The sequence below is a fragment of the uncultured Aquimonas sp. genome (genome assembly GCF_937888285.1).
GTDB lineage: Bacteria > Pseudomonadota > Gammaproteobacteria > Xanthomonadales > Xanthomonadaceae > Aquimonas.
In genome coordinates this window covers 1-15,695 of sequence record NZ_CALART010000012.1, presented here as the reverse complement: position 1 = coordinate 15,695, position 15,695 = coordinate 1, and the positions used below count along the sequence as shown (strand labels likewise).

General features: G+C 70.0%; 10 protein-coding genes. 8 read left to right on the top strand and 2 right to left on the bottom strand.

Going from position 1 to position 15,695, the window contains the following annotated elements; all coding sequences use genetic code 11:
- Positions 1-300 precede the first annotated feature (300 nt).
- On the bottom strand, positions 301-1,047 hold the full coding sequence (locus Q0654_RS04120; RefSeq protein ID WP_298850754.1) for a pteridine reductase: 747 nt from the start codon (positions 1,045-1,047) through the stop codon (positions 301-303).
- 71 nt (positions 1,048-1,118) lie between these two features.
- Between Q0654_RS04120 and Q0654_RS04115 the strand changes: the two genes are divergently transcribed.
- The 3 genes from Q0654_RS04115 to Q0654_RS04105 all read left to right on the top strand — a co-directional run bounded on the left by Q0654_RS04115 (position 1,119) and on the right by Q0654_RS04105 (position 4,161).
- Positions 1,119-2,297, top strand: a complete 1,179-nt coding sequence (locus tag Q0654_RS04115) for an SAM-dependent methyltransferase (protein WP_298850752.1) — start codon at positions 1,119-1,121, stop codon at positions 2,295-2,297.
- Positions 2,294-2,701: a VanZ family protein gene (locus Q0654_RS04110; protein ID WP_298850750.1), complete on the top strand. Its 408-nt coding sequence runs from the start codon at positions 2,294-2,296 to the stop codon at positions 2,699-2,701. Before Q0654_RS04115 ends, Q0654_RS04110 begins: the two co-directional genes overlap by 4 nt.
- Before the next feature lie 89 nt (positions 2,702-2,790).
- On the top strand, positions 2,791-4,161 hold the full coding sequence (locus Q0654_RS04105; RefSeq protein WP_298850748.1) for an HD-GYP domain-containing protein: 1,371 nt from the start codon (positions 2,791-2,793) through the stop codon (positions 4,159-4,161).
- Between the two features lie 224 nt (positions 4,162-4,385).
- Here the strand turns inward: Q0654_RS04105 and Q0654_RS04100 are convergent, their stop codons facing one another.
- Entirely contained in the window at positions 4,386-5,651 is a 1,266-nt protein-coding gene (locus Q0654_RS04100; protein ID WP_298850747.1) for a multifunctional CCA addition/repair protein, read from the bottom strand.
- Positions 5,652-5,805: 154 nt separating this feature from the next.
- Here Q0654_RS04100 and Q0654_RS04095 point away from each other — a divergent pair, with 154 nt between their 5' ends.
- The 5 genes from Q0654_RS04095 (at position 5,806) to Q0654_RS04075 (ending at position 15,536) form a co-directional block, all read left to right on the top strand.
- Entirely contained in the window at positions 5,806-8,442 is a 2,637-nt protein-coding gene (locus Q0654_RS04095) for a cyclic nucleotide-binding domain-containing protein (RefSeq protein ID WP_298850745.1), read from the top strand.
- Positions 8,435-9,328 (top strand): hypothetical protein, encoded by an 894-nt coding sequence (locus tag Q0654_RS04090; protein WP_298850743.1) that lies wholly within the window; start codon positions 8,435-8,437, stop codon positions 9,326-9,328. Before Q0654_RS04095 ends, Q0654_RS04090 begins: the two co-directional genes overlap by 8 nt.
- Positions 9,329-9,334: 6 nt before the next feature.
- Complete coding sequence (locus Q0654_RS04085; RefSeq protein WP_298850742.1) at positions 9,335-11,113, top strand: cytochrome c3 family protein; 1,779 nt, start codon at positions 9,335-9,337, stop codon at positions 11,111-11,113.
- Positions 11,114-11,487: 374 nt separating this feature from the next.
- On the top strand, positions 11,488-13,596 hold the full coding sequence (locus Q0654_RS04080; RefSeq protein ID WP_298850741.1) for a heme-binding protein: 2,109 nt from the start codon (positions 11,488-11,490) through the stop codon (positions 13,594-13,596).
- Between the two features lie 8 nt (positions 13,597-13,604).
- Positions 13,605-15,536, top strand: a complete 1,932-nt coding sequence (locus Q0654_RS04075; protein WP_298850738.1) for a hypothetical protein — start codon at positions 13,605-13,607, stop codon at positions 15,534-15,536.
- Positions 15,537-15,695: the final 159 nt, after the last annotated feature.

Genomic DNA, 15,695 nt, shown 5'->3' with positions numbered 1-15,695 from the left:
AAAGAAAGGTAGGTCGGGCCGGCCGAAGGACGGACCGAAAGCTCTTGCTCTTCGCTCCGAGCGACGGAGTGACGAAGCAAGACCGGGGCGAGTGTGCAGCTCATGGTGGGCCAGGGCCCACCCTATGACAGCCGGCAGGTCGGGCCGGCCGAAGGACGGACCGAAAGCTCTTGCTCTTCGCTTCAAGCAACGCAGCGAACAAGCGAACCCGAGGCGAGCGTGGAGCTCATGGTGGGCCAGGGCCCACCCTATGCCGCATGCTTTTCCGAATCCCGAATCCCGAATCCCGAATCCCAGCTCTCACATATTCACCGCCCGCCCCCCATCCACCCGCAGTACCTGTCCACTGGTGTACTGCGCGCGCAGCAGGTAGGCGACGGCCTCGGCGACGTCCTCGGGTCTGCCGGGACGCTTCAGCGTGGTCTTGTCGAGCAGGATCTGCTGCTCGGCGCTGGGCTTGCCACCCTCGGGCCACAGCACCGCGCCGGGCGCGACGGCGTTGACGCGGACCTCGGGGCCCAGCTCCCTGGCCAGCGACAGGGTCATCATCAGCAGGGCCGCTTTGGCCATGCAGTAGACCGTGTGTTCGGCCAGCGGACGTTCGGCATAGACGTCCACGAGGTTGACGATGGCGCCACGCGCGGCGCGCAGGTGCGGGGCTGCGGCCTGGCTGAGGAAGAAGGGCGCACGCGCGTTGCTGGCGAACAGGCCGTCCCAGTCCGCCTGCGTCGCGCTGCCGATCGGCGTCGGATGAAAACTCGATGCGTTGTTGACCAGCGCATCGAGGCGGCCGAATCGTGCCAGCGTGGAAGTCACGAGCCGCTCTTCCATGCCGGGGTCGCCCAGTTCCGCCTGCAGCGCGAGCACGCTGCCGGGTCGCACGGCTTCCAGCGCTTCTTCCAGCGCCCGCATTTCGTCGGTCGAGCTGCGGTAGTGCAGGGCGAGGTCATAGCCCTCGGCATGCAGGCGGCGGGCGATCACGGCGCCAACGCGGCGCGCGGCGCCGGTGATCAGCGCCACCGGCGCGCCAGGGAGAGATGCGGACATCGGGGTATCCTTCGAGCGGTCTGGCCGCAGTGTCGATGCTGGCCGCTGAAGATTCCATCACGAGACCCTCCATGATCCCTCTCGACCTGCCGGCGCCCGCGCCCGAGGCGCAGGCCCACAGCGAGCATCTGCGCGCGCTGATCCACGCCGAGATCGCGCGCAGCGGCGGTTCGATCGCGTTCTCGCGCTACATGGAGCTGGCCCTGTACGCGCCCGGCCTGGGCTACTACAGCGCCGGCGCCACCAAATTCGGTGCGGCCGGCGATTTCATCACCGCGCCCGAGCTGGGCGGCCTGTTCGCCGCCTGCGTGGCCGAGGCGACGGCGCCGGTGCTGCGCCGCTACCAGGGCGCGGCCTGCTTCTTCGAGCTGGGTGGCGGCAGCGGTGCGTTCGCATTGAAGGCGCTGCCGGCGCTGGCCGCGCGCGGCGCGCTGCCGGCCGAATACCGCATCCTCGAGCCCAGCGCCGACCTGCGCCAGCGCCAGCGCCAGCGGCTCGAGGCCGAGCTGCCGCCCGAATTGTTTGCCCGCCTGCGCTGGCTGGACCGCCTGCCCGAGGACGACTGGGTCGGCGTGCTGTTCGCCAACGAGGTGCTGGACGCGCTGCCGGCTTCGCGCTTCGTGATGCGCGCCGGCGAGGTGATGGAGCAGCACGTCGAGACCGCGCAAGGTCGCCTGGCATTCTGCGAGCGCGCCGCCGACATGCTGGTCGGCGGCGCGGTGCGCCATCTCGAACGCAGCCTCGGCCGTGGCTTCGGCGAGGGCTACACCAGTGAGCTGCTGCCGCAGCTGCCGTACTGGCTGGATGCGGTCTGCGCCTCGCTGGCCGAGGGCCTGGCCCTGTTCGTCGACTACGGCTACCCGCGCGCCGAGTTCTACCTGCCCGAGCGCGCGGACGGCACGCTGCTCTGCCACTACCGCCATCGCGTGCATGCCGATCCCTTCCATCTGCCGGGGCTGACCGACATCACCGCCTCGGTCGACTTCACCGCGCTGGCCGAGGCTGGTCAGCACGCTGGCTTCGAGCTGGCCGGCTACTGCAGCCAGGCCGCCTTCCTGCTCAACAACGGCCTGCAGCAGCACGTCGAAGCCGGTGCCGGCGACACCCTGAGCCAGCACCGTCTGGCGCTGGAGTCCAAGCGCCTGATCCTGCCCGCCGAGATGGGCGAGCGCTTCCAGGTGATGGGGCTGGTGCGCGACGTCGATTGCGAGGCGCAGTTCGCCTTCGGCGACCTGAGCCACCGCCTGTGAACCTGCGCGACTGGTTCGAGCGGCATCGGTTGCCGCTGCGCCGGCTGTGGGTGTTCGGACTGGTCGCCTATCTCGGCGTGATCGCGCTGGCCTCGCTGCTGCCCCCGCCCGAGCTGCCGATGGACCCGGGGCGCTACGACAAGCTCTGGCATGCGGCGGGCTATGCGCTGGCCGCGCTGCTCTGCGTGCCGCTGTGGCGCAGCGCGCGCGCCCTGCTGCTGGCTGGCCTCGCACTGCTGGGCTACGGCCTGCTGCTGGAGCTGCTGCAGGCGCAGACCGCGGCGCGCAGCGGCGACTGGCTGGATGCCCTGGCCAACGGCTCGGGCGTGGCGATCGGCCTGCTTGCGGCGTTGACGCCCTGGCGCGGCTGCCTGCAGCAGCGCGATACGCCAGGGCCGGAGTAAGCACAGGGCAGGTCGGAGACGCCCCGATGGCGGCGCGGCGCTTGCATCGTCAGGCTGCACCCTCTGCCCGCGAGCGCACTCCCCCGGCCATGATCAAGGCCATCCCCATCCGCCTGGTTCGCCCCGGCATGTGGTTTCACCGCCTCGGCGGCGATGGCACGCATCCGGTGTTCGTGCGCCATTCCTTCCTGCTCACCGCGCAGGAAGTCGACGTGCTGCGGCGTGGCGGCGTCGAGGACATCCTGATCGACACCGCGCGCGGACTGGACTGCCCGGACTGGCCGCCGCCGGACTCCCCAGCGGATGCGCACGCGATCGACGCGCAGGACGCATCGGACGACTTCAACCAGCCGCCGGCCGCGCCAGCGAGCGATGCTCCGGGAGCCAATGCGCCGAGCGACGCCGCTCCCGAGCCCGCGGCCGGTGAGGACTTCGCGGCCGCCGCCGCGCCGACCGAGTCAATTGCGGATGGCGCGGACCAGGCTTCTGGCATGCAAACACCCGCCGCCCGACGCAGCCAGCGCACCATCGAAGCCGAGCTGCGCTCCGCGCAGAAGCTCTGCTTCGCCGCCAAGGAAAAGATGGTCGAGCTGTTCGGCGAGGCCCGCATGGGCAGGGCGGTGAGTCCTTCGGCGGTCGAGCCCCTCGTCGAGGAAATCAGCGCCTCGGTCATCCGTCACCCGGACGCCCTGATCAGCGTGGCGCGCCTGAAGCGCCATGACGACTACACCTATCTGCATTCGGTTGCGGTGTGTGCGCTGATGATCGCGCTGGCGCGGCAGCTGCGGCTGCCGGACGCGCAGGTCCGCGAGGCCGGCATCGGCGGCATGCTGCACGACATCGGCAAGGCGGCGATGCCGCTGCAGGTGCTGAACAAGCCGGGCGCGCTGACCGACGACGAGTACCGGATCATGAAGGCCCACCCGGTGCGCGGCTACGAGATGCTGAAGGAGGGCGGCGGGGCTTCGGCGGCAGCGCTGGAGATCGCCCTGCATCACCACGAGAAGTTCGATGGCTCCGGCTATCCGCACGGGTTGGCCGGCGAGGACATCGACCTGCTCTCGCGCATGGGTGCGGTCTGCGATGTCTACGACGCGATCAGCTCGAACCGCCCGTACAAGAAGGCCTGGAGCCCGGCCGAATCGGTGCGCCGCATGGCCGCCTGGAAGGGCCACTTCGATCCGCAGGTGTTCAACGCCTTCGTCAAGTCGATCGGCATCTATCCGGTCGGTGCGCTGGTGCGCCTGCAGTCGGAACACCTGGCCGTGGTCACCGAGCAGAACGAGAGTTCGCTGCTCACGCCCAGGGTGCGGATCTTCTACAACGCCAGAAAGCGCGAGCCGGTGTTCATGCGCGAGATCGACCTCGCCGCGCCCAGCTGCGCCGACCGCATCGCCGGCATCGAATCACCGGAGGTCTGGAACTTTCCGCAGCTGGAGAAGCTGTGGATGCCTGGGTAGAGCCGGGATTGGGGAGCGAAGAGGCGCGCTTGCGGACCACGGGTCCGCGCGCTGATGAGCGCCCGAGCGCCGTGCGCGAGGGCCAGGAATCGGGATTCGCAAAAGCTGCCCGAGGCGAGGTTCAGGGCGGCCCACCCATCGTGGGCGTCGCGTCGGGTTGAGGCTGTCTACGTTGTGCGAACGGTGTCGCGGGAGATCAGGGTTGCTGGGCTCTTCCCCAATCCCTAGTCCCCAATCCCCAACTCCCGCTTCACCGCAGCGATCCGCGCGCGCTTCAGCGCCTCGCCCACCGCCGGACCCTTGAGCCCCGTCAGGTCGAGGTCACGGGCCTGCACGGCCAGCGCGGCGCGGTGGCAGCGGTCGAGCAGGGTGCGGTTGGGGTAGGGCGCATCGGCAAGGCCGGCGCGGCCGCGCTTGTCGATCTCGCAGACCCAGCCGATCTGGGCGATGCGCTCGGGCCGGCGGTAGCCGTCACAGCGCTGGATGAGTGACTCGATGCTGGTCGCGCGCATCTCGTGCAGGCGATGAACGTTGAGATGTTCGCGGCAAGCGTGCAGGGCCAGATCGCGGGCGTCGACGGGCACACGCAGCCGCTCGCAGACGGCGCGGATCGGCTCCAGCCCGCGCTGCTCGTGGGCGATGTGTTTGGGCAGCTCATCTGTGGGCGTCAGCGCCTTGCCGAGGTCGTGCACCAGCGCCGCGAAGGCGATCTGCGCATCGGCGGGCTGCAGCCGCGCGGATTGTTCAAGGCACAGCTCGATATGCAGGCCGGTGTCGACCTCGGGGTGGTATTCCGGCCGCTGCGGTACGCCGTAGAGCGCATCGACTTCGGGCAGCAGTCGGGCCAGCGCACCGCACTCGCGCAGCACGCGCAGCAGGGCCTGCGGGGCGGGTTCTGCCAGACCGCGCGACAGCTCCTTCCACACCCGCTCGGGCACCAGATGGTCGACCTCGCCGTCCGCCACCATTTGCCGCATCAGCGCCAGCGTTTCGTCGGCGACGCGGAAGCCCAGTGGCGCGAAGCGCGCGGCGAAGCGCGCCACGCGCAGGATCCGCACCGGGTCTTCCGCGAACGCCGGTGACACATGTCGAAGCAGGCGCGCTTCGAGGTCGGCGCGGCCGCCCCAGGGGTCGATCAGGCGGCCATCGGGCGCCAGCGCGATGGCATTGATCGTGAGATCGCGGCGCTGCAGGTCCTCGTCCAGCGTCACCGAAGGGTCGGCGTCAACGACGAAGCCGCGGTAGCCGCGCCCGGACTTGCGCTCGGTGCGTGCCAGCGCGTACTCCTCGCCGGTGGCCGGATGCAGGAACACCGGGAAGTCGGTGCCGACCGCGCGGAAGCCCAGATCCTCCATCGCTGCCTGGGTGCTGCCGACGACGACCCAGTCGCACTCGCCGACGGGCAGGTCGAGCAGCTGGTCGCGGACAGCGCCGCCGACGAGATGGGTACCGGAGGGTACGGGAGCAGGGCGTTCGGGAAAGCGTGTCATGGCCGGCATGGTAGCGAGCGCAGGGCCTGTCCTGCGCTGTCAGCTTCCTGCGCAGACGTGGAGCAGCCGACCGCGGCGCGGAACTCGTTGACATGGATTCCACGCCGCGCCTACTTTGCCTTCACGCAAGCCGCGTCCGTCACGGGGGTGTCGGATGAACGGTGAACCCGGACCGGGCCACCCGCACGCCAGCTATCGCATCGCCATCATCGGTTCCGGCCCCGCCGGCCTGAGCGCGGCCGCGCGCGCGGCTGAAATCGACGCCGCCGAACGGCCCGGGCAGCCGCCCAGTCACGTCCTGCTCGAAGCCTCGGACGCCCACGCGCGCACCATCCAGCGCTACCAGAAGGGCAAGTTCGTGATGGCCGAGCCCGGCTTTCTCGACCTGCGCAGCCCGCTGCGCTTTCGCGCCGGCACGCGCGAAGCCGTGCTGGCGGCCTGGGCGCAGGGCATCGAGAGTCTCGGCGTCAACATCCGCTATCGCGCTGAAGCAGCGTCCATTCGCGGCCAGCGCGGCGCCTTTGAGATCCGCTTGAAGGATGGCAGCACGGTCGGCGCGGAGCATGTGGTGCTGGCGATCGGCCTCGAAGGACAGCCCAACCGTATCGGGGCGCCGGGCGAGGACTGTGGCCTGGTCCACTACCAGCTCGACGATCCCGAGGCCTGGCGCGGCGAGACCATTGTCGTGGTCGGCGCCGGCGATTCGGCGATCGAGAACGCGCTGGGCCTGTCGCGCCACAACGCCGTGCACATCGTCAATCGCCGCGAGGAGTTCTCGCGCGCCAAGGAGGGCAACCTCAACGCGGTGCTGCGCGCGATCAACGACCGCGGTCTGGATTTCCACTGCCACTACCGCGCCACCGTCGAGCGCATCGAGCCGGCCGGCAGCGATGGCCTGGGTGCGATCGTGCTGAACACGCCCGAGGGCCAGCGCCGCATCGCCTGCCACAAGGTGCTGGCGCGGCTGGGCGGCACGCCGCCACGCAAGTTCCTGGAAGCCTGCGGCATCGCCTTCCCCAGCGATCGCCCGGACGCCCTGCCGACGCTGGACCCGCAGTACCAGAGCAGCGTGCCGGGCCTGTACGTGATCGGATCGCTGGCCGGCTTTCCGCTGATCAAGCAGGCCATGAACCAGGGCCAGGATGTGGTCGACAGCATCCTCGGCCGCGCTGTGCGTCCAGTCGACCATGTGCTGCTGGCCCTGCAGTTCGCGGGCCTGCCCTATGTGGCCGAGGTCGAGGAGATCCTCGCCCTGTACCAGCAGCGCGTGCCGATGTTCCGGCGCATGAATGCGCTGGCCTTCCGCGAGCTGCTGATCGAGAGCCGGCTGATCGTCAGCTTCGGCGATGCCGACAGCGTGCAATCAGCGCGCGCTCAGGTGGACAAGGGCGTCGCTGCGCGCCGCGCTGAGCAGCGCGCCCGGCGCGAGGCCCAGCTGGAGCAGATGCGCCGTGCCGGCGAGACGCCCAGCGAAAGTGATCTCGCCGAGCCGCCCGAGCCGCGCGCCACCGAGGTGCTGGAGGCCGGCAGCGTCCTGTTCCGCACGGGTGACTACAGCAACGGCTTCTACACCGTGCTGGAAGGCGAGGTGCGCCTGCGCCACGGCGGCAGCAGCAGCGAGCTGGTCCTGAAGCCCGGGCAGTTCTTCGGCGAGATGAGCCTGATCTCGGGGCGGCCGCGCAGCGGCGACGCCTTCATCGGCGCCGACACCATCCTGATCGAGACGCCGCGGCGGACGATGGTGAAGCTGCTCAACTCCAATGATGAAGTCCGCGCCGGCGTCGACTGGATTTTCATCGTGCGCGCCCTGCAGGGCCAGTTCGCGCCCGCGCTGCCGGTGGCTGATCTGAGGAGCATCGCGCAGGCCGCCAAGGTGCGCAGCTTCGCCGCCGGCGAGCTGCTCTACAGCGAAGGCGAGAGCGGCGACTGCCTGCACCTGGTGCGCAGCGGCACCATCGCCCTGACCCGCGGCGGTGCCCTGGTCGGGCATGCGCAGAGCGGCCAGCTGTGCGGGCAGATGGCGCTGATGGGCGATCCGCTGCGCCGCGAGACCGCGCGCGCGGCGGTGCGTACCGAGACCATCCAGCTTGGCCGCGCCGAGTTCCTGGAGCTGCTGAAGAAGGATCCGCAGCGGGTCGGCGCCCTGCAGTCGGCGACCAGCCAGCAGCTGCGCAACTTCTCGGTGCTGGAAGCTCTGCCCGAGGGCGGCGAGCTGGTCTCCTTCCTGATGGCCGAGGGTCTGGGTGAGGCGACCAACGCGCTGCTGATCGACGAGTCCCTGTGCGTGGGCTGCGACAATTGCGAGAAGGCCTGCGCTGACACCCACGGCGGACTGTCGCGACTGGACCGGCACCGTGGCCGCTCGCATGCGGCGGTGCAGGTGCCGATCTCCTGCCGGCACTGCGAGCACCCGCACTGCATGAAGGACTGCCCGACCGATTCGATCCATCGCGCAATCGGCGGCGAGGTGTTCATCGACGACCGCTGCATCGGCTGCGGCAACTGCCAGACCCACTGCCCCTACGGCGTGATCCGCATGGAGTACGCCGCGCCGAAGAAGCCCAGCCTGCTCAGCTGGCTGCTGTTCGCGACCGGCCACGGGCCCGGCGAAGACGCCAGTGCCTTACCCGACAAGGCGGCGAAGGCGGCCGGCAAGAAGGCGGTCAAATGCGACGCCTGCCAGGGCATCGATGGTGGCCCCGCCTGCGTGCGGGCGTGCCCGACCGGTGCCGCGGTGCGCACCTCACCCGCGGGTTTCGCCGCACTGGTCGAGAAGCGCCTGCATGGCTGAGTCCGGCGCCAGCTTTCTTGGGCCTCAAGCGTGGCGCTACGCGGCCTGGGCGAGCGTTCTGTGCGTCGCCTCGATCGCGCTGTATGTCTCACAGCCGGCCAGCTTGCCGCCCAACGGTGGCAGCTGGCAGGGCTATGTGCTGGGCACGCTGGGCGCGCTGCTGATCCTGTGGCTGGCCCTGCTCGGCCTGCGCAAGCGGCGCTACCGCAGCACGCTCGGCACCGTGCAGGGCTGGGTCGCCGCGCACGTGATGTTCGGCCTCGCCCTGCTGGTGGTGGCGACGCTGCACAGCGCGTTCCAGCTCGGCTGGAATGTTCACAGCCTGGCCTATGTGTTGATGTGCATCGTGATCGCCAGCGGCGTCTACGGCCTCTACGTCTACCTGCGCCTGCCGCGTCGCTTGGCGGCCGTGCATGCGGGCCGTCGCCGCGAGGACTGGCTGACGGCGCTCAACCGCATCGACGACGAGATGCGCCGCGCTGCCCAGCAGGCCGATGCCACCACGCTGGCCGTGGTTGAAAGCGCGATCGACCGCACCACGCTCGGTGGCGGCGTGCTGGCCCAGGTGCTGGGCCGCGACCACTCGCGCATGCTCGATCCAGCCGCCCAGCCGGCGGGCTCGCGCACCTGTTCCAACCGCTTCCAGCAGCCGCTGCTGGACTACCTTGCCGCGCGCGTGCCGCAGGCGCGCAAGCGCGACGAGGCGGCAGCGCTGCAGGGCCTGCTGGGCCTCGCCGCGCAGCGCGCGCGCGCGCTCGCGGTGCTGCGCGCCAGTGTGTCTCTGCAGGCGCGTCTGCAGCTGTGGCTGTACCTGCATATCCCGCTCACCATCGGCCTGATCGCAGCGCTGCTGGTGCACATCCTCACCGTGTTCCTGTACTGGTAGGCCGCCGTGCTGATCCTGCTGCGCCGGGTGTACCGCGATCGCAAGGGCGCCGAGACCCTCGTCGAGGCCAGCCATGAGGGCGGGCTGATCACGCTCGGCCACCGCAACGACCAGACCCTGCCCCTGCACGACCCCTCGATCGCCGCCCGCCACCTGACGATCAAGCCGCTGGGCAGCGGCCGCTTCTCGCTGCGCTGCGTGGGCGCCGCTCGGCTGCAGCGCGAGGGTGAGAGCCTGCAGCGGGTGGTGCTCAGTCCCGGCGAGTCGATCGACATCGGTGCCCAGCAGCTGCGCGTGATCGAGCCGCCCGCCGGCTTCAATGGCGCCCTGCAGCTCACCCAGGTCGAGCAGGACCAGGCCTTCGGGCCGGCCACGCATTTCCAGATCGAGCTGAAGCAGACCCGCCTGCCAATGCGCCGGCTGGCTTGGGCCAGCGCGGTGCTCGCGCTGCTGCTGCTGGCGCTGCCGCTGGCCGGTTACTTCAATCCTGCGCTCGGCGGCTGGCTGCGTGCGCACACGCCGCTGCTGTCGGATGCGGTGTGGTCGAGCGGGCCGCTGGCCAATGCCCACCACACGCTGGAGATCGACGTCGACTGCAATGCCTGCCATCTGCGCCTGTTCGAGACCACGCCCGACCGCGGCTGCCTGGACTGCCACGAAGGCCTTCCCGGCCATGTCGATCTGGCTGCGCTGACGGTGCCGAGGCTGGAGGACGCGCATTGCGCCGGGTGCCACAAGGAGCACAACGAGCCGGCCATGCTGGTGCGCGAGGACACGGCCCTGTGCGTCGACTGCCATCGGGCGCTTCCCGAAGTCGCCACCCATCGCGGCATGGCCCGCGCGGAGCAAGCCTTCGCACTGGCGGTGACCGGCTTCACCGCCGATGCGCATCCGCCATTCCGCCTCAGCCTGCTGCGTTTCGATGCGAGCTCGTCGCTCTGGTCGACCGAGCGCATCCGCCCTGAGCCCGCTCCGCCGCCGCGCGAGAGCTCGAACCTGAAGTTCCCGCACGACGTTCATCTCGACGCCAAACGCGTCTACGTGCGCGGCGAGGGCGACCGCGCGCTGGGCTGCGTCGACTGCCACACCCTGAACGTCGACGGCGAGCATTTCGAGCCGATCACCATGGAGAACAGCTGCCGCAGCTGCCATGGCCTCGGCTTCGACGAAGACGAGCCCGAGCGCCAGCTGCCGCATGCGGCGGTACGCGCGGCCGTGCTCGCGCTGGAGGAGCACTACATCCGCCAGTTCGCGGATACCGCCAAGACCATCGAAGTCGGCCAACGCAATCGGCGGCGCCCCGCGCAGGCCGAGCGCGATCCCTGCCCCGAGGGCATCCTCGCCTGCGGGCGCGAGCGCGCCGAGCTAGAAGCGCACAACCAGTTCACCCGCTCCGGCTGCGTCACCTGCCACGAAGTCGCGGTGCATCCCGAGCGCAGCGTCTACGAACGCTGGCAGATCCTGCCGGTGCGCCTGGTTGCCGATTTCCATCCGATGGCGCGCTTCGACCACGTCGCGCACCTGACCCGGCGCGACACCCTGGCGCAGGACGACGCCACCTGTCTGGGATGCCATGCGGCCGCCGTATCCAGCAGCAGCAGCGACGTGCTCATGCCGGGCGTGCAGAACTGCCTCGACTGCCACAGCGAAGAGCGCGGCAAGCAGAACGTGCAGCTGGCCTGCACCGGCTGCCACGGCTTCCATTTGCCGGGAGCGACGCCGATGCAGGCCGCGCTGCCCGATTCACACCCGACCGCGCCCGCGGCGGCAGGAGGTGGGGAATGAAGCGCTTCGCGTCGCCAAGGTTCTTCGAGCCGCAGCATCAAGCGCTCGTCAGTGCGCGGGACTTCGATCGGCAGGATCCAGCCTGCGTCAGTGCGCAGGCCACGGTGGGCCAGGGCCCACCCTATGACGGCATCAAGCCCAACGCATGCGCAGCGCCGATGGCTTCAACCAAATGCGTGGCCCACGCCTCGGCGCCGAGTACCTCAATGCTCGCCTCGATGACCCGACTCAAGCGACGCATAGGGTGGGCCCTGGCCCACCGCAGCTCGACGCTCGCCGCGGTCCCCGCCTTCGATGGCGCGCCCGCACGATCCGGTGTTTCCCGGGCTGCGGACTCGGTTGCAGGCGGCTGCGCCCGGCCATCGATGTGGTCGTTGCCGAACAACGCCGGGTATCGCGAAACCTCGGTAGGCCAGCGCCCACCCGATGTGCGCCTTTGGCTGTTCGCTCTGCTCGCTGGATTTGCCGGCCTCGCCTGCGCATCCGACCCCTTGCCCGAACGCGAGGGCCGTCTGCGCGGACAGGGCGTGGGATTCGCGAGCGACGCCCCGCAGCTGCGCGCCGCCCCTGTCTCGCCGGGCTGCGCCAGCTGCCTGCAGACCGCCGGCGTCGAAGCCTCGCAGGCGCTGAGCGCCGCCGACGTGGGTCAGGTCATCGCCCAGGCCGTGGCGCAGGCGCGTGCCGGCAATGCCGTTGCCACCATTGCGGTGGTCGACCGCGTCGGCAATGTGCTGGGCGTCTACGCGATGTCCGGCTCTGCGCGGGATGTGCGGGTGGCAAGCACGCCTGCCGGGGCGCCAACGATCGATGGTGGGCTTGAGGGCATTGTCCTGCCCGCCGCCGTGGGCGGCCCCGCGCTGGCGGCGATCGCCAAGGCCGTGACCGGTGCCTATCTGTCCAGCGGCGGCAACGCGTTCAGCACCCGTACCGCCAGCCAGATCGTGCAGCAGCATTTCAATCCGGGCGAGGTCAACCAGCCCGGCGGCCCGCTGTTTGGCGTGCAGTTCAGCCAGCTGGCCTGCTCGGATTTCATGCGCCGCGCGAGCCTGATGCAGGGCATGACCGGGCCGAAGCGTTCGCCGCTGGGCCTGTCGGCCGATCCGGGCGGCTTTCCTCTCTACAAGCAGGGCGTTCTGGTCGGCGGCGTCGGTGTGAGTGCCGATGGGGCCTACACGCTGGACGCCAGCGTCGCCGACTTCGACCAGGACCTGGACGAGCGGATCGCACTCGCCGCCACGCTGGGCTTCGAGGCGCCGCGCGACATCCAGGCCGGTCGCATCACGGTCGAAGGCAAGGTGCTGCGCTACAGCGATACGCAGGCCTCGGAGCTCGCCGGCGGCGTGGGTTCGGCCAGTTTCGCCAGCCTCGGCGCGGGGGCCGGCGTGCTGCTCGACGTGCCCGGCTACGGCGGCGGCCTGCTGCGACCCGGCACCGCTTTCGGGCTGACCGAGTCCGGCCTGCGCGCGGCGCCCGCCGCGGACTTCGACGGCCGCGAGGCCTTCGTCTGGGTCGATGCAATGGATGCACCGCGTCACCCTCCGCGTGCCGGCAGCGAAGCGACGGCAGCGCTGAGCGAGGCGGACGTGCGCGCGCTGCTGTCCGAAGCCCTGGCGGTCGCGGACGCCAGCCGCGCCCAGATCCGCCGGCCGCTGGGCTCGAACGCGCGGGTCTCGATCGCCGTGGTCGACAGCCGCGGCGAGATCCTCGGCATGGTGCGTTCGCGCGACGCGCCCGTGTTCGGCGCCGACGTCTCGCTGCAGAAGGCGCGCTCGGCGGCCTTCTTCAGCGCAGCGGATGCGGGCGACTTCATTCGCGCGCTGGCCGAGCCCACCGTGCTGCTGAATCCGGATCTCACGCTGCGCCGCACGATCGATCTGCGGTCCAGCGCCTCAGCTTTCGAGGCTTTCCTTGGCCGCGCCGCGCTGGATGGCAGCATCGCCTTCTCGGCGCGGGCGATCGGCAACCTGGCGCGGCCCTTCTACCCGGACGGCATCCTCAGCGCCGCGCCCGGTCCGCTGTCGGCGCCGCGCGGCCAGTGGAGCCCCTTCGCCACCGGCTTCCAGCTCGATCTCGTGCTGAACGGCATCGTCCAGCACGTCGCCCACACCGCCGGCCTGCCGGGCTTCGCCAACGACACGCCGGACAACTGCGCGGGCGTCGCCCTGGGCAGCGGCGCATCCACCGTCGCATCGCGTCAGCTCGCCAACGGCCTGCAGATCTTCCCCGGCGGCGTTCCGGTCTACCGCGGTGATCGTCTGGTCGGCGCGGTCGGCGTGTCCGGCGACGGCATCGACCAGGACGACATGATCGCCTTCCTGTCGGTGCAGCGCGCGAGCGCGCGTTCAGGTTCAAGCCTTGGCAACGCGCCGCCTGCACGACGTGCGGACCAGCTGGCGCCGCAGGGCGCGCGTCTTCGTTACGTGCAGTGCCCCTATGCGCCCTTCCTCGGCTCGAACGCGCAGAACGTCTGCGCCGGACTGTGAGCACCGCCATGGCCGCTGCCCATCCCGTGCTGAAGCGTTCCCTGATCGCACTCGGCGTTCTGCTTGGCCTGCTGGCCGCGCAGCGGCTGCAGGCGCAGGCCGAGCTGCCGAAGGCTGACGGCTTCGAGCCAAGCGCTCAGGACACGATCGAATCCGCGCCGCCCGCCTTCAGCCGCAGCCGCGTCCCCGACTGCGAGCCGCTGAAGGCCGAAGACCTGCGCGTGCGCGCGCGTCGTCGCCCGGGCGATGCCGGCCTCGACTGCGTGCCGACCTATGACGAGGCCGCCGACCCGCGAACCCGCGCCCGCCTGCGCGACGAATCGCAGATCGAGCCGCGCGTCGATCACGGCCTACCCTCGCCGCTGGGCGCGCAGGCGCCCGAGATCGTGCCGGTGCCCGACCGCTGGCGCATCGTCGATGCGCTCTACGGCGAGAACCTGTGGGACCCCTACAACCGCAACGTGCTGAAGGGCGACAAGCCGGTCCGCAACGGCGACGAGTTCTTCTCGGTCACCGCGATCTCCGACACCGTGCTGCAGACCCAGCGCTCGCCGACGCCGGTCGGCTTCCAGAGCACCGATCGACCCGGCTCGAACGACGTGTTCGGGCAGTCGCGCCAGGAGGTTTTCGTCGAGACCCTGCTGGTCGAGCTGGTGTACCTGAAGGGCAATACGGTGTTCCGTCCGCCCGACTACGAATTTAGGCTGACCCCGGCCTTCCAGTACAACCGCGTCGATCTTGAGGAAACGCTGGCGCTGAACGTCGATCCGCGCCGCGGCACGCGCCGCAGCGATCGCCACTTTGGCCTGCAGGCGGCGTTCTACGACTACCACCTGCGTGACGTGTCGGAGAATTACGACTTCGACAGCGTGCGCGTCGGCATCCAGCCGATCACCGCCGATTTCCGCGGCTTCCTGTTCAACGACCTGCCGCTGGGCGTGCGCCTGTTCGGCACCCGCAAGAACAACGTGCTGCAGTACAACCTCGGCCTGTTCCGGCGCCTGGAGAAGGACACCAACAGCGGCCTGAACGACCTCGGCGAGTCGCCGCGCAAGGACGACGTGTTCATCGCCAACCTGTACTGGCAGGACCTCGGCAAGCTCGGCCTGACCTCGCAGTTCGCCTTTCTCTACAACCGCAATCGCGAGGACGGCGAGTTCTACTTCGACCGCAATGGCTTCATCGCGCGGCCGGCGAGCTTTGGTGATGAGCGTCCGCGCCGCTACGACGTCGGCTACTTCGGCTACAGCGTCGATGGCCATATCGATCGGCTCAACCTCAGCGGCAGCGCCTACTACGCCGCCGGTCGCGAGAAGAACGGCGCCTTCAGCAGCGCGCCCTCGGACATCCGCGCGGCCTTTGCTGCGGCCGAGCTGTCGATGGATTTCTCCTGGATCCGCCCGCGCCTGTCCCTGCTGTATGCCAGCGGGGATTCCGATCCCTTCGACAACCGCTCCGAAGGCTTCGATGCGATCTTCGAGAACCCGCTGTTCGCCGGCGCCGACACCAGCTACTGGATCCGCCAGTCGGTGCCTCTGGTCGGCGGCGGGCGCGTCGCGCTGTCCGGCCGCAACGGCCTGCTGAACTCGCTGCGCTCCAGCAAGGAGCAGGGCCAGAGCAACTTCGTGAATCCGGGCCTGCATCTGGTCGGCGCCGGCGTCGATCTGGATCTCACGCCCGAACTGCGGCTGTCCTTCAACGCCAACGGCCTGTGGTTCGATGCCACCGAGGTGCTGGAAGTCGCGCGCCAGCAGCCGGACATTCCGCGCCGCATCGGTACCGATGTCTCGGCGGCCGTGATCTGGCGACCCTTCATGACCCAGAACGTGGTGCTGCGGCTGTCCTACGCGGCCCTGCTGCCCGGCAGCGGCTACCGCGCCCTGAACCCCGACCAGGGACGCCCGCACTCGCTGCTGGCCAACCTGATCCTGACCTACTGACGAGGGCGATCATGATCGCGCAGACATTCGCGGTGATTCGCTCCATGCAGCGCATCCGGGCGTGCATGGGTTGGGTCTTGACTCGCCGCAGCTCCAAACGCACCTCGGTCGACGTCGATGCGGCTGCCATCAAGTGTCCGAGCTGTGAGCCCCTCTCCC

Excerpts from the sequence above, each read along its gene's own strand:
- Q0654_RS04120 (WP_298850754.1), bottom strand. The coding sequence starts at position 1,047 with ATGTCCGCATCTCTCCCTGGCGCGCCGGTGGCGCTGATCACCGGCGCC.
- Q0654_RS04115 (WP_298850752.1), top strand. The coding sequence starts at position 1,119 with ATGATCCCTCTCGACCTGCCGGCGCCCGCGCCCGAGGCGCAGGCCCAC.
- Q0654_RS04105 (WP_298850748.1), top strand. The coding sequence starts at position 2,791 with ATGATCAAGGCCATCCCCATCCGCCTGGTTCGCCCCGGCATGTGGTTT.
- Q0654_RS04100 (WP_298850747.1), bottom strand. The coding sequence starts at position 5,651 with ATGACACGCTTTCCCGAACGCCCTGCTCCCGTACCCTCCGGTACCCAT.
- Q0654_RS04095 (WP_298850745.1), top strand. The coding sequence starts at position 5,806 with ATGAACGGTGAACCCGGACCGGGCCACCCGCACGCCAGCTATCGCATC.
- Q0654_RS04090 (WP_298850743.1), top strand. The coding sequence starts at position 8,435 with ATGGCTGAGTCCGGCGCCAGCTTTCTTGGGCCTCAAGCGTGGCGCTAC.
- Q0654_RS04075 (WP_298850738.1), top strand. The coding sequence starts at position 13,605 with ATGGCCGCTGCCCATCCCGTGCTGAAGCGTTCCCTGATCGCACTCGGC.